This is a genomic window from Bacillus sp. LSHTCR4 (assembly GCF_057197025.1).
Genome location: NZ_JBXUNO010000009.1, coordinates 14,005 through 38,405, shown reverse-complemented (window position 1 = coordinate 38,405; position 24,401 = coordinate 14,005). Strand labels below are relative to the sequence as shown.

The 24,401-nt window shown below is 40.8% G+C and carries 31 protein-coding genes; all 31 read left to right on the top strand.

What is annotated here, in order from left to right; translation table 11 throughout:
• Nucleotides 1-10 precede the first annotated feature (10 nt).
• The 31 genes from rplL (at nt 11) to secY (ending at nt 24,392) form a co-directional block, all read left to right on the top strand.
• Entirely contained in the window at nt 11-370 is a 360-nt protein-coding gene (gene rplL / locus AC2CGR_RS27340; protein ID WP_000159736.1) for a 50S ribosomal protein L7/L12, read from the top strand.
• 76 nt (nt 371-446) lie between these two features.
• Nucleotides 447-1,046 carry a class I SAM-dependent methyltransferase gene (locus AC2CGR_RS27335; protein ID WP_029439121.1) on the top strand — a complete coding sequence of 200 codons (600 nt, stop codon included), beginning with the start codon at nt 447-449 and terminating at the stop codon, nt 1,044-1,046.
• A gap of 293 nt (nt 1,047-1,339) precedes the next feature.
• Nucleotides 1,340-4,873 carry a DNA-directed RNA polymerase subunit beta gene (gene rpoB / locus AC2CGR_RS27330; protein WP_029439122.1) on the top strand — a complete coding sequence of 1,178 codons (3,534 nt, stop codon included), beginning with the start codon at nt 1,340-1,342 and terminating at the stop codon, nt 4,871-4,873.
• Between the two features lie 37 nt (nt 4,874-4,910).
• Nucleotides 4,911-8,522, top strand: a complete 3,612-nt coding sequence (rpoC, locus tag AC2CGR_RS27325; protein WP_000567937.1) for a DNA-directed RNA polymerase subunit beta' — start codon at nt 4,911-4,913, stop codon at nt 8,520-8,522.
• 113 nt (nt 8,523-8,635) lie between these two features.
• Nucleotides 8,636-8,884: a 50S ribosomal protein L7ae-like protein gene (locus AC2CGR_RS27320; protein WP_000121830.1), complete on the top strand. Its 249-nt coding sequence runs from the start codon at nt 8,636-8,638 to the stop codon at nt 8,882-8,884.
• Between the two features lie 114 nt (nt 8,885-8,998).
• A complete protein-coding gene (rpsL, locus tag AC2CGR_RS27315) occupies nt 8,999-9,421 on the top strand; it encodes a 30S ribosomal protein S12 (protein ID WP_001142340.1) in 423 nt (140 codons plus the stop codon).
• A gap of 29 nt (nt 9,422-9,450) precedes the next feature.
• Complete coding sequence (gene rpsG / locus AC2CGR_RS27310) at nt 9,451-9,921, top strand: 30S ribosomal protein S7 (RefSeq protein ID WP_001137493.1); 471 nt, start codon at nt 9,451-9,453, stop codon at nt 9,919-9,921.
• 208 nt (nt 9,922-10,129) lie between these two features.
• A complete protein-coding gene (fusA, locus tag AC2CGR_RS27305; protein ID WP_000090370.1) occupies nt 10,130-12,208 on the top strand; it encodes an elongation factor G in 2,079 nt (692 codons plus the stop codon).
• Between the two features lie 117 nt (nt 12,209-12,325).
• The gene (gene tuf / locus AC2CGR_RS27300; protein ID WP_001029614.1) at nt 12,326-13,513 is read left to right on the top strand and encodes an elongation factor Tu; all 1,188 of its coding nucleotides are present in this window, start codon (nt 12,326-12,328) and stop codon (nt 13,511-13,513) included.
• Nucleotides 13,514-13,913: 400 nt separating this feature from the next.
• Complete coding sequence (rpsJ, locus tag AC2CGR_RS27295) at nt 13,914-14,222, top strand: 30S ribosomal protein S10 (protein WP_001040596.1); 309 nt, start codon at nt 13,914-13,916, stop codon at nt 14,220-14,222.
• 34 nt (nt 14,223-14,256) lie between these two features.
• A complete protein-coding gene (gene rplC / locus AC2CGR_RS27290; RefSeq protein WP_000160207.1) occupies nt 14,257-14,889 on the top strand; it encodes a 50S ribosomal protein L3 in 633 nt (210 codons plus the stop codon).
• A gap of 25 nt (nt 14,890-14,914) precedes the next feature.
• Complete coding sequence (gene rplD / locus AC2CGR_RS27285) at nt 14,915-15,538, top strand: 50S ribosomal protein L4 (RefSeq protein ID WP_001127258.1); 624 nt, start codon at nt 14,915-14,917, stop codon at nt 15,536-15,538.
• A complete protein-coding gene (gene rplW, locus AC2CGR_RS27280) occupies nt 15,538-15,828 on the top strand; it encodes a 50S ribosomal protein L23 (RefSeq protein WP_001205558.1) in 291 nt (96 codons plus the stop codon). Before rplD ends, rplW begins: the two co-directional genes overlap by 1 nt.
• Before the next feature lie 28 nt (nt 15,829-15,856).
• The gene (rplB, locus tag AC2CGR_RS27275; protein WP_000511580.1) at nt 15,857-16,687 is read left to right on the top strand and encodes a 50S ribosomal protein L2; all 831 of its coding nucleotides are present in this window, start codon (nt 15,857-15,859) and stop codon (nt 16,685-16,687) included.
• Nucleotides 16,688-16,747: 60 nt separating this feature from the next.
• Nucleotides 16,748-17,026 carry a 30S ribosomal protein S19 gene (gene rpsS / locus AC2CGR_RS27270; RefSeq protein WP_000124453.1) on the top strand — a complete coding sequence of 93 codons (279 nt, stop codon included), beginning with the start codon at nt 16,748-16,750 and terminating at the stop codon, nt 17,024-17,026.
• Between the two features lie 17 nt (nt 17,027-17,043).
• On the top strand, nt 17,044-17,385 hold the full coding sequence (gene rplV / locus AC2CGR_RS27265) for a 50S ribosomal protein L22 (protein ID WP_001148025.1): 342 nt from the start codon (nt 17,044-17,046) through the stop codon (nt 17,383-17,385).
• A gap of 3 nt (nt 17,386-17,388) precedes the next feature.
• Nucleotides 17,389-18,048, top strand: coding sequence for a 30S ribosomal protein S3 (gene rpsC / locus AC2CGR_RS27260; protein WP_000529956.1), 660 nt, complete (start codon nt 17,389-17,391; stop codon nt 18,046-18,048).
• A gap of 1 nt (nt 18,049) precedes the next feature.
• Entirely contained in the window at nt 18,050-18,484 is a 435-nt protein-coding gene (gene rplP / locus AC2CGR_RS27255) for a 50S ribosomal protein L16 (RefSeq protein ID WP_000928969.1), read from the top strand.
• Nucleotides 18,474-18,674 (top strand): 50S ribosomal protein L29, encoded by a 201-nt coding sequence (gene rpmC / locus AC2CGR_RS27250; RefSeq protein ID WP_000855718.1) that lies wholly within the window; start codon nt 18,474-18,476, stop codon nt 18,672-18,674. The genes rplP and rpmC overlap by 11 nt, the downstream gene beginning before the upstream one ends.
• A gap of 20 nt (nt 18,675-18,694) precedes the next feature.
• Nucleotides 18,695-18,958: a 30S ribosomal protein S17 gene (gene rpsQ / locus AC2CGR_RS27245; protein WP_000004106.1), complete on the top strand. Its 264-nt coding sequence runs from the start codon at nt 18,695-18,697 to the stop codon at nt 18,956-18,958.
• Nucleotides 18,959-19,001: 43 nt separating this feature from the next.
• A complete protein-coding gene (gene rplN, locus AC2CGR_RS27240) occupies nt 19,002-19,370 on the top strand; it encodes a 50S ribosomal protein L14 (protein WP_000615912.1) in 369 nt (122 codons plus the stop codon).
• Between the two features lie 38 nt (nt 19,371-19,408).
• The gene (gene rplX / locus AC2CGR_RS27235; protein WP_000558200.1) at nt 19,409-19,720 is read left to right on the top strand and encodes a 50S ribosomal protein L24; all 312 of its coding nucleotides are present in this window, start codon (nt 19,409-19,411) and stop codon (nt 19,718-19,720) included.
• Nucleotides 19,721-19,746: 26 nt separating this feature from the next.
• Entirely contained in the window at nt 19,747-20,286 is a 540-nt protein-coding gene (gene rplE / locus AC2CGR_RS27230; RefSeq protein WP_001080831.1) for a 50S ribosomal protein L5, read from the top strand.
• Between the two features lie 33 nt (nt 20,287-20,319).
• Nucleotides 20,320-20,505 (top strand): 30S ribosomal protein S14, encoded by a 186-nt coding sequence (gene rpsN / locus AC2CGR_RS27225; protein WP_001085700.1) that lies wholly within the window; start codon nt 20,320-20,322, stop codon nt 20,503-20,505.
• 29 nt (nt 20,506-20,534) lie between these two features.
• Nucleotides 20,535-20,933, top strand: coding sequence for a 30S ribosomal protein S8 (gene rpsH, locus AC2CGR_RS27220; RefSeq protein ID WP_000245511.1), 399 nt, complete (start codon nt 20,535-20,537; stop codon nt 20,931-20,933).
• A 32-nt stretch (nt 20,934-20,965) separates the two neighbouring features.
• Complete coding sequence (gene rplF, locus AC2CGR_RS27215; protein ID WP_000086558.1) at nt 20,966-21,505, top strand: 50S ribosomal protein L6; 540 nt, start codon at nt 20,966-20,968, stop codon at nt 21,503-21,505.
• A gap of 31 nt (nt 21,506-21,536) precedes the next feature.
• Nucleotides 21,537-21,899, top strand: coding sequence for a 50S ribosomal protein L18 (rplR, locus tag AC2CGR_RS27210; protein ID WP_000628816.1), 363 nt, complete (start codon nt 21,537-21,539; stop codon nt 21,897-21,899).
• A 21-nt stretch (nt 21,900-21,920) separates the two neighbouring features.
• Entirely contained in the window at nt 21,921-22,421 is a 501-nt protein-coding gene (gene rpsE / locus AC2CGR_RS27205) for a 30S ribosomal protein S5 (RefSeq protein WP_000554646.1), read from the top strand.
• A gap of 13 nt (nt 22,422-22,434) precedes the next feature.
• A complete protein-coding gene (gene rpmD / locus AC2CGR_RS27200; protein ID WP_001085234.1) occupies nt 22,435-22,617 on the top strand; it encodes a 50S ribosomal protein L30 in 183 nt (60 codons plus the stop codon).
• A gap of 33 nt (nt 22,618-22,650) precedes the next feature.
• On the top strand, nt 22,651-23,091 hold the full coding sequence (gene rplO / locus AC2CGR_RS27195; protein ID WP_000766080.1) for a 50S ribosomal protein L15: 441 nt from the start codon (nt 22,651-22,653) through the stop codon (nt 23,089-23,091).
• Entirely contained in the window at nt 23,091-24,392 is a 1,302-nt protein-coding gene (secY, locus tag AC2CGR_RS27190; protein WP_000490114.1) for a preprotein translocase subunit SecY, read from the top strand. Before rplO ends, secY begins: the two co-directional genes overlap by 1 nt.
• Nucleotides 24,393-24,401: the final 9 nt, after the last annotated feature.

The window sequence follows — 24,401 nt, the reverse complement described above, 5'->3', positions numbered from 1 at the left end:
GATATTTACAATGACTAAAGAACAAATCATTGAAGCAGTTAAATCTATGACTGTATTAGAACTTAACGACTTAGTAAAAGCTATCGAGGAAGAATTCGGCGTAACTGCTGCTGCTCCTGTAGCTGTTGCTGGTGGCGCTGGAGAAGCTGCTGCTGAGAAAACTGAATTTGATGTGGAACTAACTAGCGCTGGTGCACAAAAAATCAAAGTTATCAAAGTTGTTCGTGAAATCACTGGTCTTGGCTTAAAAGAAGCTAAAGAATTAGTTGACAACACTCCAAAAGTAATCAAAGAAGCTGCTGCTAAAGAAGAAGCTGAAGAAATCAAAGCTAAACTTGAAGAAGTTGGCGCTGCTGTAGAAGTTAAGTAATTAACTTTTGATGCTTTAAAAAAAGCTCGCTCTCATGCGAGCTTTTTTTTTAACTGTAAAGAAAAGAGGTGGCCATATGGCAGACCATTATTTTTCTAACGACCCTTCTAGTAAAAGTGATCGTAAGCGATGGGAATTTGCGCTTCGTGGATCTCAATTTACTTTCTTATCTGACCGTGGGGTGTTCTCGAAAAACGAAGTGGACTTTGGTTCTCGTCTTTTAATTGAAGCGTTTCAAGTGCCAGATATTAAAGGTGATATATTAGACGTAGGTTGTGGATATGGACCAATTGGTTTATCGTTGGCGAAAGAGTTTCAAGACCGTAAAGTTCACATGGTGGATGTGAATGAAAGGGCGCTTGAGCTTGCGAAAGAAAATGCCGCTAACAATAGAATTGGAAATGTACACATTTTTCAAAGTAGCGTCTATGAAAACGTAGATGGTATGTATGCTGCTATTCTATCTAATCCTCCAATTCGTGCAGGTAAAGATATCGTGCATGAGATTTTAGAAAAAGCTGTAGAGCATTTAGTTCCAGGTGGAGAGTTGTGGATTGTTATTCAAAAGAAACAAGGTGCACCATCTGCACTGAAGAAACTAGAAGAAGTGTTTTCTGAAGTCGAAGTTGTAGAAAAGAAAAAGGGATATTATATCATAAAATCAAAAAAACGTTGACGGTTATTTTTGGCTATGTTAACATTATACAATGCCAATATATGATTTTCTGCGTTGAGAAAGATGTATATTTTTGTTTCTCTTGGAAAAGATAGTAAAATCAGCAGATTATGAAACAGAATGATGGTTTTCTTATAGAAGCCATTTTTCTTTTTTGAGCAGGTAGAAAGACTCAACGTATTTATCTTTAAGAGAAAAAAGACTACGCTAAATAGCAGTAGTTGTATTTATTTGTGATTTTGCACAAATTTTTTTGTGCATTTATAATACTCATGATTTGAGGGGTGAAGCAGTTGACAGGTCAACTAGTTCAATACGGACGCCACCGCCAACGAAGAAGTTATGCCCGTATTAGTGAAGTATTAGAGTTACCAAATCTTATCGAAATTCAAACCTCTTCTTATCAGTGGTTTCTTGATGAGGGTTTGCGAGAAATGTTCCAAGACATTTCTCCGATTGAAGACTTTACGGGAAATCTATCGCTTGAATTTATCGACTACAGCTTAGGTGAACCTAAATACTCTGTAGACGAATGCAAAGAGCGTGATGTGACGTATGCAGCACCACTTCGTGTAAAAGTGCGTCTAATCAACAAGGAAACTGGTGAAGTAAAAGAACAAGATGTGTTCATGGGAGATTTCCCACTCATGACAGAGACTGGAACATTCGTAATTAACGGTGCAGAACGTGTTATCGTTTCCCAGTTAGTTCGCTCTCCAAGCGTATACTATAGTGGCAAAGTGGATAAAAACGGAAAACGTGGTTTTACTGCTACTGTAATTCCAAACCGCGGAGCTTGGTTAGAGTATGAGACAGATGCTAAGGATGTTGTATATGTGCGTATTGACCGTACGCGTAAACTTCCTGTAACTGTTTTGTTACGCGCATTAGGGTTTGGCTCTGATCAAGAAATCACCGAGCTTTTAGGTGATAACGAATACTTAAGCAACACATTAGAAAAAGACAACACAGATAGCACAGAAAAAGCATTGCTTGAAATTTATGAGCGTCTACGTCCTGGTGAACCACCAACAGTAGAAAATGCTAAGAGCTTACTTGTGTCTCGTTTCTTTGATCCAAAGCGCTACGATTTAGCCAATGTAGGTCGCTACAAGATCAACAAGAAGTTACACATTAAAAACAGATTGTTTAATCAACGTTTAGCTGAAACATTAGTGGATCCAGAAACTGGTGAAATTTTAGCGGCAGAAGGAACAATCTTAGATCGTCGTACACTTGATCGCATTTTACCTTACTTAGAGAAAAACATTGGATTCAAAACAGCGAAACCAATGGGTGGAGTGGTAGAAGGCGATGTTGAGCTGCAATCTATTAAGATTTATGCTCCTGAGTCAGAAGGCGAGCGCGTAATTAATGTAATCGGTAATGCAAATATTACTCGTGATGTAAAACACATCACACCAGGTGATATTCTTGCTTCTATCAGTTACTTCTTCAATCTACTATACAAAGTAGGGGATACAGATGATATTGACCACTTAGGAAACCGTCGTCTGCGTTCTGTTGGAGAATTATTACAAAATCAATTCCGTATCGGTCTTTCTCGTATGGAACGTGTTGTTCGTGAGAGAATGTCGATCCAAGATACAAATGCAATTACACCACAGGCACTAATTAATATTCGTCCTGTTATTGCATCTATTAAAGAGTTCTTCGGAAGTTCTCAGTTATCTCAGTTCATGGACCAAACAAACCCATTAGCAGAGTTAACTCACAAACGAAGACTATCTGCATTAGGACCTGGTGGTTTAACGCGTGAGCGCGCAGGCTTTGAAGTGCGTGACGTTCATTACTCTCACTATGGTCGTATGTGTCCGATTGAAACACCAGAGGGACCAAACATCGGTTTGATTAACTCATTATCTTCGTTCGCGAAAGTAAATGAGTTTGGTTTCATTGAAACACCATACCGTCGTGTTGACCCAGAAACTGGTCTTGTAACAGGGCAGGTTGATTATTTAACAGCAGATGAAGAAGATAACTATGTTGTAGCCCAAGCGAATATGAAATTATCTGATGAAGGTGAATTCCTAAGTGAAGATATCGTAGCTCGTTTCCGTGGTGAAAACATTGTGACAAATAGAGAACGCATCGACTACATGGATGTATCTCCAAAACAAGTAGTGTCGGCAGCGACAGCTTGTATTCCGTTCTTAGAAAACGATGACTCTAACCGCGCACTTATGGGAGCGAACATGCAACGTCAGGCGGTTCCGTTAATGAATCCGGAATCTCCGATTGTAGGTACAGGTATGGAGTACGTATCAGCAAAAGACTCAGGTGCTGCAGTAATCTGTAAACATCCTGGTGTTGTTGAGCGCGTAGAAGCACGTGAAGTTTGGGTACGTCGCTATGTAGAAGTTGACGGTCAAACAGTAAAAGGCGACTTAGATCGCTACAAAATGCAAAAATTCATTCGTTCTAACCAAGGAACTTGCTACAACCAACGTCCAATCGTAAGTGTTGGAAATGAAGTTGTAAAAGGTGAAATCCTTGCGGATGGTCCTTCTATGGAATTAGGTGAACTAGCACTTGGACGTAACGTGCTTGTTGGCTTCATGACTTGGGACGGTTATAACTACGAGGATGCGATCATCATGAGTGAGCGCCTTGTAAAAGATGATGTGTACACTTCTATTCATATTGAAGAATATGAATCAGAAGCACGTGATACGAAGCTTGGACCAGAAGAAATTACACGTGACATTCCAAACGTTGGGGAAGATGCATTACGAAACCTTGACGAGCGCGGTATCATTCGCGTTGGTGCGGAAGTAAAAGATGGAGATTTACTTGTTGGTAAAGTAACACCTAAAGGTGTAACAGAATTAACAGCTGAAGAGCGTCTATTACATGCTATCTTTGGAGAAAAAGCGCGTGAAGTACGTGATACATCACTACGTGTACCACACGGTGGTGGCGGTATTATCTTAGACGTAAAAGTATTCAACCGTGAAGATGGCGATGAATTGCCACCAGGCGTGAATCAACTTGTACGTGCATATATCGTTCAAAAACGTAAAATTTCTGAAGGTGACAAGATGGCCGGACGTCACGGTAACAAAGGTGTTATCTCTCGTATTTTACCAGAAGAAGATATGCCTTACTTACCAGACGGTACGCCAATCGATATCATGTTAAACCCATTAGGGGTACCATCTCGTATGAATATCGGTCAGGTATTAGAGCTTCATCTTGGTATGGCAGCAAGATACCTTGGCATTCACATTGCAACACCAGTATTCGATGGTGCTCGTGAGGAAGATGTTTGGGGCACAATTGAAGAAGCTGGTATGGCAAATGACGCGAAAACAATCCTGTATGACGGACGTACTGGTGAACCATTCGATAACCGTGTATCTGTTGGTGTCATGTATATGATCAAACTTGCGCACATGGTTGACGATAAACTTCATGCTCGTTCTACTGGACCATACTCACTTGTAACGCAGCAGCCTCTTGGAGGTAAAGCTCAGTTCGGTGGACAGCGTTTCGGTGAGATGGAGGTTTGGGCACTTGAAGCTTACGGTGCTGCTTATACTCTTCAAGAAATCTTAACAGTGAAGTCTGATGATGTTGTTGGACGTGTTAAGACGTATGAAGCAATTGTTAAAGGCGAAAATGTTCCAGAACCAGGCGTTCCTGAATCATTCAAAGTATTGATTAAAGAGCTGCAAAGTTTAGGTATGGACGTTAAAATGATGTCTAGCGACGATACAGAAATTGAAATGCGTGATACGGAAGATGACGATGATCATCAATCAGCAGATAAATTGAATGTCGAAGTTGAGACAACTAAGGAATAATTGGGATAACCTGTAGACTAAAAGGGAGGTAGGCCCCTTGATAGATGTAAATAACTTTGAATATATGAAGATTGGACTTGCTTCACCTGACAAGATTCGTTCTTGGTCATACGGTGAAGTTAAGAAACCAGAAACAATTAACTATCGTACGTTAAAGCCTGAAAAAGACGGCTTGTTCTGTGAGCGTATTTTCGGACCACAAAAGGACTGGGAATGTCATTGCGGAAAATACAAACGTGTACGTTATAAAGGTGTAGTTTGTGATCGATGTGGCGTTGAAGTAACGCGTGCGAAAGTACGTCGTGAACGTATGGGTCATATCGAATTAGCTGCTCCTGTATCTCATATTTGGTATTTCAAAGGTATCCCGAGCCGCATGGGACTTGTCTTAGACATGTCCCCTCGCGCGCTTGAAGAAGTAATTTATTTCGCTTCTTATGTTGTAACAGAAAGTGGAGATACACCACTTGATAAGAAGCAATTACTTTCTGAAAAAGAATACCGTGCATATCGTGATCGATATGGTAGCACATTCCAAGCTGCTATGGGTGCAGAAGCGATTAAAAAGCTATTACAAGACATCGATTTAGATAAAGAAGTAGACTTCTTAAAAGAAGAATTAAAAACAGCACAAGGACAACGCCGTACTCGTGCTATTAAACGTCTAGAAGTATTAGAAGCATTCCGTAACTCTGGAAATGAGCCATCTTGGATGATCTTAGATGTTCTACCAGTAATCCCACCAGAACTACGCCCAATGGTACAGTTAGATGGTGGACGTTTTGCTACTTCTGACTTAAACGACTTATACCGTCGTGTAATTAACCGTAACAACCGTTTAAAACGTCTATTGGACTTAGGTGCACCAAGCATTATCGTTCAAAACGAAAAACGTATGTTACAAGAAGCTGTAGACGCGTTAATCGATAATGGTCGTCGTGGCCGTCCAGTTACTGGACCAGGTAACCGTCCATTAAAATCACTATCTCACATGCTTAAAGGTAAACAAGGACGTTTCCGTCAAAACTTATTAGGTAAACGTGTTGACTACTCTGGTCGTTCTGTAATCGTTGTAGGACCGAACTTAAAGATGTATCAATGTGGATTACCGAAAGAGATGGCGCTTGAACTGTTCAAACCTTTCGTAATGAAAGAGTTAGTTGAAAAAGGATTAGCACACAACATTAAGAGTGCGAAACGAAAAATCGAGCGTGTACAACCTGAAGTTTGGGACGTTTTAGAATCTGTGATTAAAGAACATCCAGTACTTCTAAACCGCGCACCAACACTTCACCGTCTTGGTATTCAGGCGTTTGAACCTACATTAGTAGAAGGTCGCGCAATCCGTCTTCACCCACTTGTATGTACTGCGTACAACGCGGACTTTGACGGTGACCAAATGGCCGTTCACGTACCTTTATCATCAGAAGCACAAGCAGAAGCTCGTCTTCTTATGTTAGCGGCACAAAACATCTTGAACCCGAAAGACGGTAAACCAGTTGTTACTCCATCTCAGGATATGGTATTAGGTAACTACTACTTAACGCTTGAGCGTGAAGGCGCAATCGGTGAAGGTATGGTATTCAAAGATGCGAACGAAGCATTGCTTGCATACCAAAATGGATATGTACATCTTCATACACGTGTTGCAGTAGCTGCAAGCGCAGTAAACAACGCAACATTTACTGAAGAGCAGAAGAGTATGCTTCTATTAACAACAGTTGGTAAATTAATATTTAACGAAATCTTACCAGAGTCGTTCCCTTATATTAATGAACCAACTAATTCAAACCTTGAAAAAGAAACACCAGCGAAATATTTCGTTGAAAAAGGTGCGAACATTAAAGAGATTATTGCTAGTCGCGAAGAAGTGGCGCCATTCAGCAAGAAAATCCTTGGTAACATCATTGCGGAAGTGTTTAAACGTTTCAAAATTACAGAAACGTCTCGCATGCTTGACCGTATGAAAAACTTAGGATTCAAGTACTCTACAAAAGCTGGTATTACAGTTGGGGTATCTGACATTCTTGTATTAGGTGAAAAAGATGAAATTCTCCACGAAGCACAAGCAAAAGTAGATAATGTAATTAAACAATTCCGTCGCGGTTTAATCACGGAAGAAGAACGTTACGATCGCGTTATCTCTATTTGGAGTAATGCAAAAGATGTTATCCAAGGAAAACTGATGAAGTCCTTGAATAAACGCAACCCAATCTTCATGATGAGTGATTCCGGTGCCCGTGGTAACGCATCGAACTTTACTCAGCTTGCTGGTATGCGTGGTCTGATGGCCAATCCATCTGGTCGTATCATCGAACTTCCAATCAAATCAAGTTTCCGTGAAGGTTTAACAGTACTTGAGTACTTCATCTCTACGCATGGTGCGCGTAAAGGTCTTGCCGATACAGCACTGAAAACTGCCGATTCTGGTTACTTAACACGTCGTCTTGTTGACGTTGCACAAGATGTAATCGTTCGTGAAGATGATTGTGGAACAGATCGCGGTTTATTAATTGGTGCGATTAAAGAGGGTAATGAAGTTATTGAGTCATTATATGATCGTCTTGTTGGACGTTTTGCAAGAAAAACTGTAAAACATCCTGAAACAGGTGAAGTATTAGTTGCTGAAAATCAATTAATTACTGAAGATATCGCTCATATCGTTGAAAATTCGGGTGTTGAAACTGTAAACATTCGTTCAGCGTTTACGTGTAACACTCGCCATGGTGTATGTAAGAAGTGTTACGGTCGTAACTTAGCAACTGGAACAGACGTAGAAGTAGGAGAAGCGGTAGGTATTATCGCAGCTCAATCTATCGGTGAGCCAGGTACACAGTTAACGATGCGTACGTTCCATACAGGTGGGGTTGCCGGAGATGATATCACTCAAGGTTTACCTCGTATCCAAGAGATCTTCGAAGCTCGTAATCCGAAAGGTCAGGCTGTTATCAGTGAAATCGACGGTGTTATCGCAGCGATCAACGATGTTAAAGATCGCCAAGAAGTAGTTGTACAGGGTGAAGTTGAAGCTCGTACGTATGCTATTCCTTACGGTGCTCGTCTGAAAGTAATTCCAGGACAGAAAATTAGCCACGGTAAAGAGTTAACAGAAGGTTCTATTGATCCGAAAGAATTACTAAAAGTAACGGACATTACGGCAGTTCAAGAATACTTATTACGTGAAGTTCAAAAAGTATACCGTATGCAAGGGGTAGAAATTGGTGACAAACACGTAGAAGTAATGGTACGCCAAATGTTACGTAAAGTTCGTGTAAGTGATGCAGGTGAAACAGATGTATTACCAGGAACATTACTAGATATCCATCAGTTTACTGATGCGAATGCGAAGGTGTTACTGCAAGGTAAACAACCAGCAACAGCTAGACCTGTTCTACTTGGTATTACAAAAGCTTCGCTTGAAACAGATTCATTCTTATCTGCAGCATCGTTCCAAGAAACAACTCGTGTCTTAACTGATGCAGCAATTAAAGGTAAACGCGATGAGCTTCTAGGATTGAAAGAAAATGTTATTATCGGTAAACTTGTTCCTGCTGGAACAGGTATGAATCGTTATCGCAAAGTGGATCTTGTTAAAACAACACAAGATGACATGAATGTAGAAAACGATGAAGTTTATGTGGAACAGTAAAATTTTCCGTCGTAAATTTTGTATAAAAACAGTTAATCCTAGTTGACATTGTATGAGTCAAAATGTTACTATAAGCAAGGTTGCTCCTGAACGATGCTTTGGAGGATATTTATATGTCTTATCAAAAAGTGTCAAATGCTGAAAATGTGGTCGTTGGTCATAAACGCACATTGGAAGCAATCAAAAATGGTATAGTTAAAGAAGTTGTCATTGCAGAAGATGCTGATATGCGGTTAACCCATGTTATCATTCGTACTGCGTTGCAACATAACATACCCATAACAAAAGTTGAATCAGTTCGTAAACTTGGAAAAGTTGCGGGGATTCAAGTGGGAGCTTCAGCAATAGGAATAATAAGTTAAAACTGTTTTTGTGAGGAGAGAGCATTTGCTCTCCCTTGCAAAAACTTTGTTTTCAACTAATAATGAACCACCTGGATATGTGGTCATACAAACATGCGAAGGGAGGATAATCAAATGCCTACTATTAACCAATTAGTGAGAAATGGTCGTACTGATAAAGTATGGAAATCTAAATCACCTGCGTTAAACAAAGGTTTTAACTCTTTAAAGAAAAAATCAACTGATATCTCTGCACCTCAAAAACGTGGTGTATGTACTCGTGTTGGTACAATGACTCCAAAGAAACCTAACTCAGCGTTACGTAAATATGCTCGTGTTCGTTTAACAAATGGTATTGAGGTAACAGCATACATCCCAGGTATCGGTCATAACTTACAAGAGCACAGCGTAGTATTAATTCGCGGTGGTCGTGTAAAAGACTTACCAGGGGTACGTTACCACATCGTTCGTGGTGCGCTTGATACAGCTGGTGTTGACAAGCGTATGCAAGGCCGTTCTAAATACGGTACTAAAAAGCCAAAAGCGGCTAAGAAATAATAACTTTTTAATGAAAGGAGGAACTCAATATGCCTCGTAAAGGACCTGTTGCAAAACGTGACGTGTTACCAGATCCAATGTACAATTCGAAGCTAGTAACACGCCTTATCAACAAAATGATGGTTGACGGTAAAAAAGGTAAATCTCAAACAATTCTTTATAATGCGTTCGATATCGTAAGCGAACGTACTGGTAAAGAGCCAATGGAAGTATTCGAGCAAGCTCTTAAGAACATTATGCCTGTTCTTGAAGTACGCGCTCGTCGTGTTGGTGGTGCTAACTACCAAGTTCCAGTTGAGGTTCGTCCAGAACGCCGTACAACTTTAGGTCTTCGTTGGTTAGTAAACTACGCTCGTCTTCGTGGTGAAAAAACTATGGAAGAGCGTCTTGCTAACGAAATCTTAGATGCAGCTAACAACGCTGGTGCATCTGTTAAGAAACGTGAAGACACTCATAAAATGGCAGAAGCTAACAAAGCATTTGCTCATTACCGTTGGTAGGATTCAACGTAAAATAAATGTAAGCATAAACCGCTTTATTTGTCGCTTATGGAAGTGTGGAGAGGGAGAATGCCTCTCCCTTTCGTTGGGCGCTCGTTTTACATAATGAGGGTACTGGACATACTGACATGTGTAACAATATAAAGTGGCTTTTTTGCTACTTAAAATAAAAAAATCCAATCCATATATGGAAGGAGCAAGACACCAAATGGCAAGAGAGTTCTCTTTAGAAAACACTCGTAATATTGGTATCATGGCTCACATCGATGCTGGTAAAACAACAGCTACTGAGCGTATTCTGTACTACACAGGACGTATTCACAAAATCGGTGAAACTCACGAAGGTGCATCTCAGATGGACTGGATGGAGCAAGAGCAAGAGCGTGGTATCACAATTACTTCTGCTGCAACTACAGCACAATGGAAAGGTCACCGTGTAAATATCATTGACACTCCAGGTCACGTAGATTTCACAGTAGAAGTAGAACGTTCTTTACGCGTACTTGATGGCGCAGTAGCAGTACTTGATGCACAATCTGGTGTAGAACCACAAACAGAAACTGTTTGGCGTCAGGCTACTACTTACGGCGTACCTCGTATCGTATTCGTTAACAAAATGGATAAAATCGGTGCAGATTTCTTATACTCTGTAGGAACAATCCACGATCGTCTACAAGCAAACGCACACCCAATTCAGTTACCAATCGGTGCTGAAGATGAGTTCAATGGTATCATTGACCTTGTTGAAGAATGTGCTTACATGTACGGTAACGATTTAGGAACAGACATTCAACGTGTTGAAATTCCTGAAGAGCACAAAGAATTAGCTGAAGAATACCGTGGAAAGCTTATTGAAGCGGTAGCTGAGCTTGATGAAGAAATGATGATGAAGTACCTAGAAGGTGAAGAAATCACTGTAGAAGAGCTTAAAGCTGGTATCCGTAAGGCTACAACTTCTGTAGAATTCTTCCCAGTAATCTGTGGTTCTGCATTCAAAAACAAAGGTGTTCAAATTCTGTTAGATGCAGTTATCGACTACCTACCATCTCCATTAGACGTACCTGCTATTAAAGGTACTCTTCCGGATACAGATGAAGAAGTAGAACGTAAGTCTAGCGATGAAGAACCATTCGCAGCTTTAGCATTCAAAATCATGACTGACCCTTATGTTGGTAAGTTAACGTTCTTCCGTGTGTACTCTGGTGTGTTAAACTCTGGATCATACGTGAAAAACTCAACTAAAGGTAAGCGTGAGCGTGTAGGTCGTATCCTACAAATGCACGCTAACAGCCGTGAAGAGATTTCAACAGTTTACGCTGGTGATATCGCTGCTGCTGTAGGTTTAAAAGATACTACTACTGGTGATACTCTTTGTGACGAGAAGAGCCTTGTTATCCTTGAGTCTATGGAATTCCCAGAGCCAGTTATCTCTGTAGCTATCGAACCAAAATCTAAAGCTGACCAAGATAAAATGGGTACAGCATTATCTAAGCTTTCTGAAGAAGATCCAACATTCCGTGCTCACACTGACCAAGAAACTGGCCAAACAATCATCGCTGGTATGGGTGAACTTCACCTTGATATCATCGTTGACCGTATGCGCCGTGAATTCAAAGTTGAAGCAAACGTTGGTGCTCCTCAGGTAGCATACCGTGAGACTTTCCGCGCTGCTGCGAAAGTTGAAGGTAAGTTCGCTCGTCAATCTGGTGGACGTGGACAATTCGGACACGTTTGGATTGAGTTTGAACCTAACGAAGAAGGTAAAGGATTCGAATTCGAAAACAAGATCGTCGGCGGTGTAGTTCCTCGTGAATACATCCCAGCTGTTGGAGCAGGTCTTGAAGATGCGCTTAAAAATGGTGTACTAGCTGGTTATCCACTAGTTGACATTAAAGCTGCATTAGTTGACGGATCTTACCATGATGTCGATTCATCTGAGATGGCGTTCAAAATCGCTGCATCTATGGCACTTAAAGCTGCGGTTTCTAAATGTAGCCCAGTAATTCTTGAGCCAATGATGAAAGTTGAAGTTGTAATTCCTGAAGAGTACATGGGTGACATTATGGGTGACGTAACATCTCGTCGTGGACGTGTAGAAGGTATGGAAGCTCGCGGTAACGCTCAAGTTGTTCGCGCTATGGTTCCACTTTCTGAAATGTTCGGTTATGCAACGTCATTACGTTCTAACACTCAAGGACGCGGAACATTCTCTATGGTGTTTGACCACTATGAAGAAGTACCAAAGTCTGTTTCTGAAGAAATTATCAAAAAAAATAAAGGTGAATAATTGATTTTTATCGATTCTTCACGTATAACTACTTATGTAAGCTTAGAAAGTGGGACGCAAGTTTCACTTTCTAGCCTAAATATAAAATAACCTATATAAACTAAGGAGGAATTTAGAATGGCTAAAGCTAAATTCGAACGTTCTAAACCCCATGTTAACATCGGTACAATCGGCCACGTTGACCATGGTAAAACTACATTAACTGCTGCGATCACTACAGTACTTGCAAAAGCTGGTGGTGCTGAAGCACGCGGATACGATCAAATCGATGCTGCTCCAGAAGAAAGAGAGCGCGGTATCACAATCTCAACTGCACACGTTGAGTACGAAACTGAAACTCGTCACTATGCACACGTTGACTGCCCAGGTCACGCTGACTATGTTAAAAACATGATCACTGGTGCTGCTCAAATGGACGGCGGTATCTTAGTAGTATCTGCTGCTGATGGCCCAATGCCTCAAACTCGTGAGCACATCCTTCTTTCTCGTCAAGTAGGTGTACCTTACATCGTTGTATTCTTAAACAAATGCGACATGGTAGACGACGAAGAATTATTAGAATTAGTAGAAATGGAAGTTCGTGACCTATTATCTGAATACGGATTCCCAGGCGACGACATTCCTGTAATCAAAGGTTCTGCTCTTAAAGCTCTTCAAGGAGAAGCTGATTGGGAAGCAAAAATCATTGAATTAATGGCTGAAGTTGATGCTTACATCCCAACTCCAGAGCGTGAAACTGACAAACCATTCTTAATGCCTGTAGAGGATGTATTCTCTATCACAGGTCGTGGTACAGTTGCTACTGGTCGTGTTGAGCGCGGTATCGTTAAAGTTGGTGACGTAGTAGAAATCATCGGTCTTGCTGAAGAAAATGCTTCTACAACTGTAACTGGTGTAGAGATGTTCCGTAAACTTCTTGACCAAGCTCAAGCTGGAGACAACATCGGTGCTTTACTTCGTGGGGTTGCTCGTGAAGACATCCAACGTGGACAAGTACTTGCAAAAAGCGGTTCTGTAAAAGCTCACGCTAAATTCAAAGCTGAAGTTTTCGTATTATCTAAAGAAGAAGGTGGACGTCACACTCCATTCTTCGCTAACTACCGTCCTCAGTTCTACTTCCGTACAACTGACGTAACTGGTATCATCCAATTACCAGAAGGTACTGAAATGGTAATGCCTGGTGACAACATCGAAATGACTATCGAACTTATCGCTCCAATCGCTATCGAAGAGGGAACTAAATTCTCTATTCGTGAAGGTGGACGTACAGTAGGTTACGGTGTAGTTGCTACTATCGTTGAGTAATCTTAACTGATATAAAAAACCCCGAGGGATTTTCCCTTGGGGTTTTTGTTTGCGTTTATATAATGAACGAAATGATCATTTCGTGTTTTGACGAGTTTCTTCTATAGTAATATGAAATCAGTAAAACCAAAATCCAGAAACTGTAAAATGAATTCTGCTAGATGAAAACTTGAAATTCTTTAAAGTGCCATGTATAATAGCAAAAGTAGAGAAAAGCAGATGCAAACAAAAAGATGCTTGCATCTAGACGAATAACATTGTATAATAGACAATGTTGGTCTTTGACTGCGATGAAGTGGAAGGTTGCTGACACACCCGGCCGCTTTGCCATGGCATGGTGTGGGGAAATTTCCATGGAGAAGGTCTATTTTAGAAATAGGCGAACGAAGGAGGGAAAATAATGGCAAAAGAAAAAATTCGTATCCGTTTAAAAGCTTACGATCACCGTATTCTTGATCAGTCAGCTGAGAAAATTGTAGAAACAGCTAAGCGTTCTGGGGCAACAGTTTCTGGTCCGATCCCATTACCAACTGAAAAAACTGTTTACACAATTCTTCGTGCTGTTCATAAGTACAAAGATTCTCGTGAGCAATTCGAAATGCGCACGCACAAACGTCTAATCGACATCGTGAGTCCTACTCCACAAACAGTAGATTCATTAATGCGTTTAGACTTACCATCTGGTGTAGATATCGAAATCAAACTATAATTTATATAACTTAAAAATGTAGGAGGTGTAACTCATGACCAAAGGAATCTTAGGAAGAAAGATCGGTATGACTCAAGTATTTGCTGAGAACGGTGAGTTAATCCCAGTAACAGTTATCGCTGCTAATCCAAACGTTGTTCTTCAAAAGAAAACAACTGAAACTGATGGCTACAACGCAATTCAGTTAGGATTTGAAGATAAACGTGAAAAGTTAACTAACAAACCTGAACAAGGCCACACTGCTAAAGCATCTACAACTCCTAAGCGCTTCATTCGCGAAATCCGCGATGCAGACGTGGACGGATTAGAGGTTGGTCAAGAGGTAAAAGTTGACGTATTCGCTACAGGTGAAATCGTTGATGTAACAGGAATTTCTAAAGGTAAAGGTTTCCAAGGTGTTATCAAACGCCACGGACAATCTCGCGGACCTATGTCTCATGGTTCTCGCTATCACCGTCGTCCAGGTTCAATGGGCCCAGTTGCTCCGAACCGTGTATTCAAAGGCAAAAAACTTGCTGGACGTATGGGTGGAGACCAAGTTACTATCCAAAACTTAGAAATCGTTCAAGTTGACACTGAGCGCAACTTATTACTAGTAAAAGGTAACGTTCCAGGTGCTAAGAAATCTCTTGTAGTTGTTCAAGGCGCTGTGAAGGTTAGCAAATAATTCACAATAGGAAGGAGGAATTCCAATGCCAAAAGTTACTGTATATAACCAAACTGGTTCACAGGTTGGTGAAATCGAATTAGCTGAAGCTATTTTCGGTATCGAACCAAATGAAGCTGTACTTTTCGAAGCTGTAATGATGCAACGTGCATCTTTACGTCAAGGTACACACAAAGTAAAAACTCGCTCTGAAGTTCGCGGTGGTGGTCGTAAACCATGGCGTCAAAAAGGAACTGGACGTGCTCGTCAAGGGTCTATCCGCTCTCCTCAATGGCGTGGTGGTGGTACGGTATTCGGACCTACACCAAGAAGCTATGCGTACAAACTTCCTAAGAAAGTTCGTCGTTTAGCAATCAAATCTGCATTAGCTACTAAAGTAGTTGAGAACAACATTGTAGTTCTTGAAGACCTAGTGTTAAATGCACCAAAAACAAAAGATATGCTAGCAGTACTTAAAGGATTAACTGTTGAGAAGAAAGCTCTTATCGTAACTGCTGATGCAAACGAATCTGTAGAGTTATCTGCTCGCAATATCCCTGGAGTAACAGTAATCACTGCTGATGGCGTAAACGTTTTAGACGTGCTTCATCATGATAAGCTAATCATGACAAAAGCGGCAGTGGAAAAAGTAGAGGAGGTGCTTGCATAATGAGAGATCCTCGTGATATCATTAAGCGCCCAGTTATCACTGAACGTTCTATGGAAATGATGGCTGAAAAAAAATACACGTTCGATGTGGACGTTAAATCTAATAAAACAGAAGTTAAAGATGCTCTAGAAGCGATCTTTGGTGTTAAAGTAGAAAAAGTGAACATCATGAACTACAAGCCGAAAGCAAAACGCGTTGGTCGTCACGCTGGTTTTACTAGCCGTCGTCGTAAAGCAATCGTTAAGCTAACTGCTGACAGCAAAGAAATCGAAATCTTCCAAGGCGTTTAATTCTTACTAAAGAAGGAGGGAAATTGAGATGGGAATTAAAAAGTATAATCCAACTACTAACGGTCGTCGTAACATGACTACGAATGATTTCGCTGAAATCACGACTGACAGACCCGAAAAGTCTTTACTTGCTCCTTTAAGCAAAAAGGCTGGTCGTAATAACCAAGGTAAAATCACTGTACGTCATCAAGGTGGCGGACATAAGCGTCAATACCGTATCATCGACTTCAAACGTAACAAAGATGGAATTCCAGGACGCGTTGCTACGATCGAATACGATCCAAACCGCTCTGCGAATATTGCATTAATTAACTACGTTGACGGTGAAAAACGTTACATTCTTGCTCCTAAGAACTTAGAAGTAGGTATGGAAATTATGTCTGGCGCTGAAGCTGACATTAAAATCGGTAACGCATTACCATTAATCAACATTCCAGTAGGTACTGTTGTTCATAACATCGAGCTTAAACCAGGTCGTGGTGGACAATTAGTTCGTTCTGCTGGTACATCTGCACAAGTACTTGGTAAAGAAGGTAAATACGTTCTTGTACGTTTAACTTCTGGTGAAGTGCGTCTTGTATTATCTGCTTGCCGTGCAACTGTAGGTCAAGTTGGTAACGAGTCACACGAACTTATCAAGATCGGTAAAGCTGGTCGCTCTCGCTGGTTAGGTAAGCGCCCAACTGTTCGTGGTTCTGTAATGAACCCAGTTGATCACCCACACGGTGGTGGTGAAGGACGTTCACCAATCGGACGTAAGTCTCCAATGTCTCCATGGGGTAAACCAACTCTTGGATTCAAAACTCGTAAGAAAAACAAAGCGTCTGACAAATTCATCGTTCGTCGTCGTAAAAAATAATGGGATTGTAGTACGGTTCAATTTAAGAACCGTACGGCAATCACGAAGGGAGGCACCAAAATGGCTCGTAGCTTGAAAAAAGGACCATTTGTCGATGATCATTTAATGAGTAAAATTGCAAAGCTAAATGAAACTGAGCAAAAGCAAGTTGTTAAAACTTGGTCTCGTCGTTCAACGATCTTCCCTCAGTTCATCGGTCACACAATCGCTGTATATGACGGTCGTAAACATGTACCTGTATATGTTACTGAAGACATGGTAGGCCACAAGTTAGGTGAATTCGCACCAACTCGTACGTATAAAGGTCATGATGCTGACGATAAGAAAACTAGAAGATAATGAGAGGAGGCACTTCAATGCAAGCTAAAGCAGTAGCGAGAACAGTTCGTATTGCTCCTCGTAAAGTTCGTTTAGTTGTAGACTTAATCCGAGGTAAGCAAGTGGGTGAAGCGATTGCTATCCTTAACCACACACCAAAAACTGCTTCTCCAGTTGTAGAAAAAGTTTTAAAATCTGCAATCGCAAATGCAGAGCACAATTATGAAATGGACATCAACAGCCTAGTTGTTGAGAAAGTTTTCGTTGACGAAGGTCCAACGTTAAAACGTTTCCGTCCACGTGCAATGGGTCGTGCAAGCCAAATTAACAAACGCACAAGCCACATCACAGTTGTGGTATCAGAAAAGAAGGAGGGATAATCGATGGGTCAAAAGGTTAATCCAATTGGTCTTCGTGTCGGCGTTATCCGTGACTGGGAATCTCGTTGGTTCGCTGAGAAAGATTACGCTACATTATTACATGAAGACATCAAAATCCGTGAGTACATTAATGTACGCTTAAAAGATTCTGCTGTTGCTAAAGTAGAAATCGAACGTGCAGCAAATCGTGTAAATGTTACAATTCACACAGCAAAACCTGGTATGGTAATTGGTAAAGGTGGTACTGAAGTTGAAGCACTTCGTAAAGCTCTTAACCAATTAACAGGCAAGCGTGTACACATCAACATTTTAGAAGTTAAGAGAGCTGATCTTAACGCTAAATTAGTAGGCGAAAACATTGCTCGTCAATTAGAAAACCGTGTATCATTCCGTCGTGCACAAAAGCAAGTTATTCAACGTGCTATGCGTGCAGGTGCTAAAGGTATTAAAACACAGGTTTCTGGTCGTCTTGGCGGAGCTGATATCGCTCGTGCAGAATCTTACAGTGAAGGAACTGTTCCACTTCATACACTTCGCGCTGATATTGACTATGCAGCAGTTGAAGCTGATACAACATACGGTAAATTAGGCGTAAAAGTATGGATCTACCGTGGAGAAGTCCTTCCTACAAAAAAGAAAGCTTCTGAGGAAGGAGGAAAATAATATGTTAATGCCAAAACGCGTAAAATATCGTAGAGAGCATCGTGGTAAAATGCGTGGTCGTGCAAAAGGTGGAACTGAAATTGCTTTCGGTGAATTCGGTTTACAAGCACAAGCTGCTTCATGGATTACAAACCGTCAAATCGAAGCTGCTCGTCGTGCAATGACTCGTTACATGAAACGTGGCGGTAAAGTATGGATTAAAATTTTCCCTTCTAAACCTTACACTGCAAAACCTCTAGAAGTACGTATGGGTTCCGGTAAAGGGGCACCAGAAGGCTGGGTAGCAGTAGTAAAACCTGGGAAAATTATGTTCGAAATCGCGGGTGTATCTGAAGAGGTAGCACGCGAAGCATTACGTCTTGCAGCTCACAAGTTACCTGTGAAATGTAAATTCGTAAAACGTGAAGAAAATGGTGGTGAATCTAATGAAAACTAATGATATTCGTGAATTAACCACTGCCGAAATCGAAACAAAAGTTAAAGCTTTAAAGGAAGAGTTGTTTAATCTTCGCTTCCAACTTGCTACAGGACAATTAGAGAATCCAACTCGCATTCGTGAAGTGCGTAAAGCAATTGCTCGTATGAAAACTGTAGTTCGTGAAAGAGAGATCGGAATTAATCGATAAATTGAGGGGAGGTTTGCATAGTGAGCGAACGTAACCAACGCAAAGTTTATACTGGTCGTGTAGTGTCTGACAAAATGGACAAAACGATTACAGTTTTAGTTGAAACTTACAAAACTCATTCCTTGTACGGAAAACGTGTTAAGTATTCTAAGAAGTACAAAGCCCATGATGAGCAAAACCAAGCGAAACTTGGCGATATCGTTAAAATCATGGAAACTCGCCCGCTTTCTGCTACTAAGCGTTTCCGTTTAGTTGAAATCGTTGAAGAAGCGGTTATTATCTAAATAGACGAATCGGAATTTTTAGTCCGAAGGGAGGTTTCATAACATGATCCAACAAGAATCTCGTTTGAAAGTTGCTGACAACTCTGGTGCACGTGAACTTTTAACAATTAAAGTATTAGGCGGCTCTGGTCGTAAATATGCTAACATTGGTGACATTATCGTTGCTACGGTAAAACAAGCAACACCAGGTGGCGTTGTTAAAAAAGGTGACGTTGTTAAAGCAGTAGTAGTACGTACGAAGAGCGGAGCTCGTCGTCCGGACGGTTCTTACATCAAATTTGATGAAAACGCAGCGGTTATCATTAAAGACGATAAGAGCCCACGTGGTACTCGTATCTTCGGACCAGTAGCTCGTGAATTACGTGATAGCAACTTCATGAAGATCGTTTCTTTAGCTCCAGAAGTTCTATAATTTAAGGTATTGCCTTGCTAAGGAGGTGCAGAATTAAGATGCATGTAAAAAAAGGTGATAAAGTACAGGTAATCACTGGTAAAGACAAAGGAAAACAAGGCGTTATCCTTGTGGCTTTCCCAAAGCAAAACCGTGTTATCGTTGAGGGTGTCAATATCGTTAAGAAGCACTCTAAGCCATCTCAATTAAATCCACAAGGTGGAATTATTACTAAAGAAGCACCTATTCACGTTTCTAACGTTATGATTTTAGATCCGAAAACAGGTGAACCTACTCGCGTAGGCTTCAAAGTAGAAGATGGTAAAAAAGTTCGTATTGCAAAAAAATCTGGTGAATTATTAGATAAATAATTTTCTTAAGAAAGGAGGTCACTTCATTGAATCGCCTTAAAGAGAAGTTCCAAAAGGAAATTACTCCTGCTCTAGTGAGCAAGTTTAACTATAAATCTGTAATGCAGGTACCGAAAATCGAAAAGATCGTAATCAACACTGGTGTTGGTGACGCGGTATCTAACTCAAAAGCGTTAGACAACGCAGTAGAAGAATTAACACAAATCACAGGTCAAAAACCTGTTGTAACTCGTGCTAAAAAATCAATCGCTGGTTTCCGTCTTCGTGAAGGTATGCCAATCGGTGCGAAAGTAACTTTACGCGGCGAGCAAATGTATGAGTTCTTCGACAAATTAGTATCAGTTTCTTTACCACGTGTACGTGATTTCCGTGGTGTTTCTAAGAAATCATTCGATGGTCGTGGAAACTATACATTAGGTGTTAAAGAGCAACTTATTTTCCCTGAGATTGATTATGATAAAGTAAGCAAAGTCCGCGGTATGGACATCGTAATCGTTACTACAGCGAAAACTGATGAAGAAGCTCGTGAACTGTTAACACAATTCGGTATGCCATTCCAAAAATAATGGAAGCCAACGCTAAGTAGAGGAGGCGAAAACGTGGCTAAAAAATCTATGATAGCGAAACAAAAGCGTACTCCTAAGTTTAAAGTACAAGAGTATACACGTTGCGAACGCTGCGGTCGTCCGCATTCTGTATACCGCAAATTTAAACTTTGCCGTATTTGTTTCCGTGAACTTGCATATAAAGGTCAAATTCCTGGTGTTAAAAAAGCTAGTTGGTAAAACCCACAAATGGGAAGGAGGTAAAACACATGGTGATGACAGATCCAATTGCAGACATGCTTACTCGCATCCGTAATGCGAACATGGTACGTCATGAGAAATTAGAGGTTCCTGCTTCTAAAATCAAAAAAGAGATCGCTGAACTTTTAAAACGTGAAGGTTTCATTCGTGATGTAGAATACATCGAGGATAACAAACAAGGTATCCTTCGTATTTTCCTGAAATATGGTGCAAACAATGAACGTGTAATCACTGGATTAAAACGTATCAGTAAACCTGGCTTACGCGTTTACGCTAAAGCTGACGAAGTACCACGTGTACTTAACGGATTAGGTATCGCTCTTGTTTCTACATCTAAGGGAGTAATGACAGACAAAGACGCTCGTCAATTACAAACTGGTGGAGAAGTAGTAGCATACGTTTGGTAATATATATTTAAAACGAACGGAGGTGTGACCACATGTCTCGTATTGGTAAAAAGATTCTTGAAATCCCTGCAGGTGTTACTATTACAGTTGCAGAAGACAATACTGTAACAGTAAAAGGCCCTAAAGGTGAATTAACTCGTACTTTCAATGCTGATATGCTTATCAAAATTGAAGAGAATACATTAACAGTTGAGCGTCCATCTGAACAGAAGGAACACCGTGCATTACACGGTACAACTCGTGCTTTAATCGGAAACATGGTTGAAGGTGTAACTGAAGGTTTCGCACGCGGACTTGAATTAGTCGGTGTTGGTTACCGTGCTCAAAAACAAGGTGATAAACTTGTATTAAGCGTAGGTTATTCTCATCCAGTAGAAATGACTCCGGAAGCAGGTCTTGAAGTTGAAGTACCTGCACCAACTAAGATCGTAATCAAAGGTATCGACAAGCAACGTGTTGGCGAATTTGCTGCTAACATCCGTGCTGTACGTGCTCCTGAGCCTTACAAAGGTAAAGGTATTCGTTACGAAGGCGAAGTTGTTCGTCGTAAAGAAGGTAAAACTGCTAAGTAAACCCGTTAGGTGAGAGAAAGGAGTGACAAGAATGATCACTAAAGCTGATAAAAATGCGACTCGTAAGAAAAGACATGCACGTGTACGTGCTAAACTTACTGGTACTGCAGAGCGTCCACGTTTAAACGTGTTCCGTTCTAACCAACATATTTACGCTCAAGTTATTGATGATGTGAATGGTGTAACGTTAGTAAGTGCATCTACTCTTGATAAAGACCTTGCTCTTAACGGTACTAGCAATATTGAAGCTGCTACGAAAGTTGGAGAATCAGTTGCTAAGCGTGCTGTAGAGAAAGGCGTTAAAGAAGTAGTATTTGATCGCGGTGGTTACTTATACCATGGCCGTGTTAAAGCTCTAGCTGAAGCTGCTCGTGAGGCTGGATTACAATTTTAATGGTCAAAGGAGGGAAAATTGATGCATCGCATTGACCCAAGTAAATTAGAACTTGAAGAACGTGTAGTTACGATAAATCGTGTCGCGAAAGTTGTTAAGGGTGGTCGTCGTTTCCGCTTTGCTGCACTAGTTGTAGTTGGCGATAAAAACGGTCATGTTGGATTCGGTACTGGTAAAGCACAAGAGGTACCAGACGCAATCCGCAAAGCTATCGAAGACGCTAAGAAAAACTTAATCGCTGTACCATTAGTTGGTACAACAATTCCACACACAATCAACGGTCATTTTGGCGCTGGTGAAGTATTCTTAAAACCTGCTGCTGAGGGTACTGGTGTTATTGCTGGTGGACCTGTTCGTGCGGTCCTTGAATTAGCAGGTGTACAAGATATTCTTTCGAAATCTCTTGGTTCTAACACACCAATCAACATGATTCGCGCTACTGTGAACGGATTAAGCGAACTTAAGCGCGCTGAAGATGTTGCAAAATTACGCGGTAAATCTGTAGAAGAGCTACTAGGTTAAGGAGGGAAAACAAATGGCGAAAAAGTTAGAAATTACCCTCACTCGTAGTGTAATTGGTCGTCCACAAGATCAACGTGCGACGGTAGAAGCTTTAGGTCTTAAAAAGTTGAATTCAACTGTAGTTAAGGAAGAAACTCCTGCTATTCTTGGTATGATCAACAAAGTTTCTCACCTTGTAACTGTAAAAGAAGCTTAAGGATAACTCATTAATATAAGGAGGTGCCTGGGAATGAAACTTCATGAATTAAAACCTGCAGAAGGTTCTCGTAAAGTACGTAACCGTGTCGGTCGTGGTATCGGTTCTGGTAACGGTAAAACTGCTGGTAAAGGTCATAAAGGACAAAACGCACGTTCTGGTGGCGGTGTTCGTCTTGGCTTCGAAGGTGGTCAAACTCCATTATTCCGTCGTTTACCAAAACGCGGCTTCACAAACATTAACCGTAAAGAGTTTGCTATTGTAAACTTATCAACGTTAAATCGTTTTGAAGATGGTACAGAAGTAACACCTGAATTATTGCTGGAAACTGGCGTTATCAGCAAATTAAACGACGGTGTTAAAATTCTTGCAAGCGGCGCAGTAGAGAAAAAACTAACTGTTAAAGCGCACAAGTTCTCTTCAAGTGCTAAAGAAGCAATTGAAGCAGCTGGCGGATCAGTTGAGGTGATCTAATGTTTCGTACAATCTCCAACTTTATGCGCGTTGCTGAGATAAGACGTAAAATATTATTCACTTTAGCGATGTTAATCGTATTCAGGATTGGCACGTTTATCCCCGTGCCATTTACAAATGGAGACGTACTGAAGGCACAAGATCAATTAAATGCTTTAGGTATTCTAAATACATTTGGCGGTGGAGCCTTGAAAAACTTCTCCATCTTTGCGATGGGAATCATGCCGTATATTACAGCATCCATCATCGTGCAATTATTGCAGATGGATGTTGTTCCTAAATTTTCGGAATGGGCGAAGCAAGGTGAAATGGGCCGTCGTAAATTAACGCAATTCACGCGTTATTTTACAATTGTTCTTGCGTTTATTCAGGGGTTTGGTATGTCAATCGGTTTTAACGGTATGGTAGGTGGACAATTAATTTTGAATCCTGGTTGGAGCACTTATTTATACATTGCTACGGTACTGACTGCTGGTACTGCATTTTTAATGTGGTTAGGTGAACAGATTACAGCTAAAGGTGTAGGTAATGGTATTTCCATTCTGATCTTTGGTGGTATTGCCGCAGCGATCCCAAGTGTTATATCTCAAGTGTATCAGCAACAGTTTCAAAATATCGGAGATCAATTGTTCATGAGTATCGTTAAAGTTGCATTGATCTTACTAGCTGTGTTAGCAGTTATTGTGGGTGTTATTTTCATTCAACAGGCTGTTAGAAAGATCCCAATTCAATATGCGAAGCGTGTAACAGGAGGAAATGGTGGTTATGCTGGAGCACAAAACACACATTTACCGCTTAAGGTAAATAGTGCTGGTGTTATTCCAGTAATTTTTGCTGTTTCATTCTTAATTACGCCTCCGACTATTGCACAGTTCTTCCCGAAACATGATGTATCGCAGTGGATTATTGCAAACTTTAACTATTCTCACCCAGTGGGAATGATCATATATGTTGCGCTCATTGTAGCCTTCACATATTTCTATGCATTTGTTCAGGTTAATCCGGAGCAAATGTCAGAGAATCTAAACAAACAAGGTGGATATGTTCCAGGTATTCGTCCGGGTAAGAATACAGAACAATATCTAACAAAAATCTTGTATCGTTTGACCTTTGTAGGATCAATTTTCCTAGCAGCGATTGCAATCTTACCAGTTATCTTTACGAAGCTGGGAAATCTTCCTCCATCTGCACAGATTGGTGGAACGAGTATGTTAATCGTTGTCGGCGTTGCTTTAGAAACAATGAAGCAGCTAGAAAGCCAACTGGTAAAACGCCATTACAAAGGGTTTATCAAGCAGTGAGTAAGTGGG

Excerpts from the sequence above, each read along its gene's own strand:
- rplL (WP_000159736.1), top strand. The coding sequence starts at position 11 with ATGACTAAAGAACAAATCATTGAAGCAGTTAAATCTATGACTGTATTA.
- AC2CGR_RS27335 (WP_029439121.1), top strand. The coding sequence starts at position 447 with ATGGCAGACCATTATTTTTCTAACGACCCTTCTAGTAAAAGTGATCGT.
- AC2CGR_RS27320 (WP_000121830.1), top strand. The coding sequence starts at position 8,636 with ATGTCTTATCAAAAAGTGTCAAATGCTGAAAATGTGGTCGTTGGTCAT.
- rpsL (WP_001142340.1), top strand. The coding sequence starts at position 8,999 with ATGCCTACTATTAACCAATTAGTGAGAAATGGTCGTACTGATAAAGTA.
- rpsG (WP_001137493.1), top strand. The coding sequence starts at position 9,451 with ATGCCTCGTAAAGGACCTGTTGCAAAACGTGACGTGTTACCAGATCCA.
- fusA (WP_000090370.1), top strand. The coding sequence starts at position 10,130 with ATGGCAAGAGAGTTCTCTTTAGAAAACACTCGTAATATTGGTATCATG.
- tuf (WP_001029614.1), top strand. The coding sequence starts at position 12,326 with ATGGCTAAAGCTAAATTCGAACGTTCTAAACCCCATGTTAACATCGGT.
- rpsJ (WP_001040596.1), top strand. The coding sequence starts at position 13,914 with ATGGCAAAAGAAAAAATTCGTATCCGTTTAAAAGCTTACGATCACCGT.
- rplC (WP_000160207.1), top strand. The coding sequence starts at position 14,257 with ATGACCAAAGGAATCTTAGGAAGAAAGATCGGTATGACTCAAGTATTT.
- rplD (WP_001127258.1), top strand. The coding sequence starts at position 14,915 with ATGCCAAAAGTTACTGTATATAACCAAACTGGTTCACAGGTTGGTGAA.
- rplW (WP_001205558.1), top strand. The coding sequence starts at position 15,538 with ATGAGAGATCCTCGTGATATCATTAAGCGCCCAGTTATCACTGAACGT.
- rplB (WP_000511580.1), top strand. The coding sequence starts at position 15,857 with ATGGGAATTAAAAAGTATAATCCAACTACTAACGGTCGTCGTAACATG.
- rpsS (WP_000124453.1), top strand. The coding sequence starts at position 16,748 with ATGGCTCGTAGCTTGAAAAAAGGACCATTTGTCGATGATCATTTAATG.
- rplV (WP_001148025.1), top strand. The coding sequence starts at position 17,044 with ATGCAAGCTAAAGCAGTAGCGAGAACAGTTCGTATTGCTCCTCGTAAA.
- rpsC (WP_000529956.1), top strand. The coding sequence starts at position 17,389 with ATGGGTCAAAAGGTTAATCCAATTGGTCTTCGTGTCGGCGTTATCCGT.
- rplP (WP_000928969.1), top strand. The coding sequence starts at position 18,050 with ATGTTAATGCCAAAACGCGTAAAATATCGTAGAGAGCATCGTGGTAAA.
- rpmC (WP_000855718.1), top strand. The coding sequence starts at position 18,474 with ATGAAAACTAATGATATTCGTGAATTAACCACTGCCGAAATCGAAACA.
- rplN (WP_000615912.1), top strand. The coding sequence starts at position 19,002 with ATGATCCAACAAGAATCTCGTTTGAAAGTTGCTGACAACTCTGGTGCA.
- rplX (WP_000558200.1), top strand. The coding sequence starts at position 19,409 with ATGCATGTAAAAAAAGGTGATAAAGTACAGGTAATCACTGGTAAAGAC.
- rpsH (WP_000245511.1), top strand. The coding sequence starts at position 20,535 with ATGGTGATGACAGATCCAATTGCAGACATGCTTACTCGCATCCGTAAT.
- rplF (WP_000086558.1), top strand. The coding sequence starts at position 20,966 with ATGTCTCGTATTGGTAAAAAGATTCTTGAAATCCCTGCAGGTGTTACT.
- rplR (WP_000628816.1), top strand. The coding sequence starts at position 21,537 with ATGATCACTAAAGCTGATAAAAATGCGACTCGTAAGAAAAGACATGCA.
- rpsE (WP_000554646.1), top strand. The coding sequence starts at position 21,921 with ATGCATCGCATTGACCCAAGTAAATTAGAACTTGAAGAACGTGTAGTT.
- rpmD (WP_001085234.1), top strand. The coding sequence starts at position 22,435 with ATGGCGAAAAAGTTAGAAATTACCCTCACTCGTAGTGTAATTGGTCGT.
- rplO (WP_000766080.1), top strand. The coding sequence starts at position 22,651 with ATGAAACTTCATGAATTAAAACCTGCAGAAGGTTCTCGTAAAGTACGT.
- secY (WP_000490114.1), top strand. The coding sequence starts at position 23,091 with ATGTTTCGTACAATCTCCAACTTTATGCGCGTTGCTGAGATAAGACGT.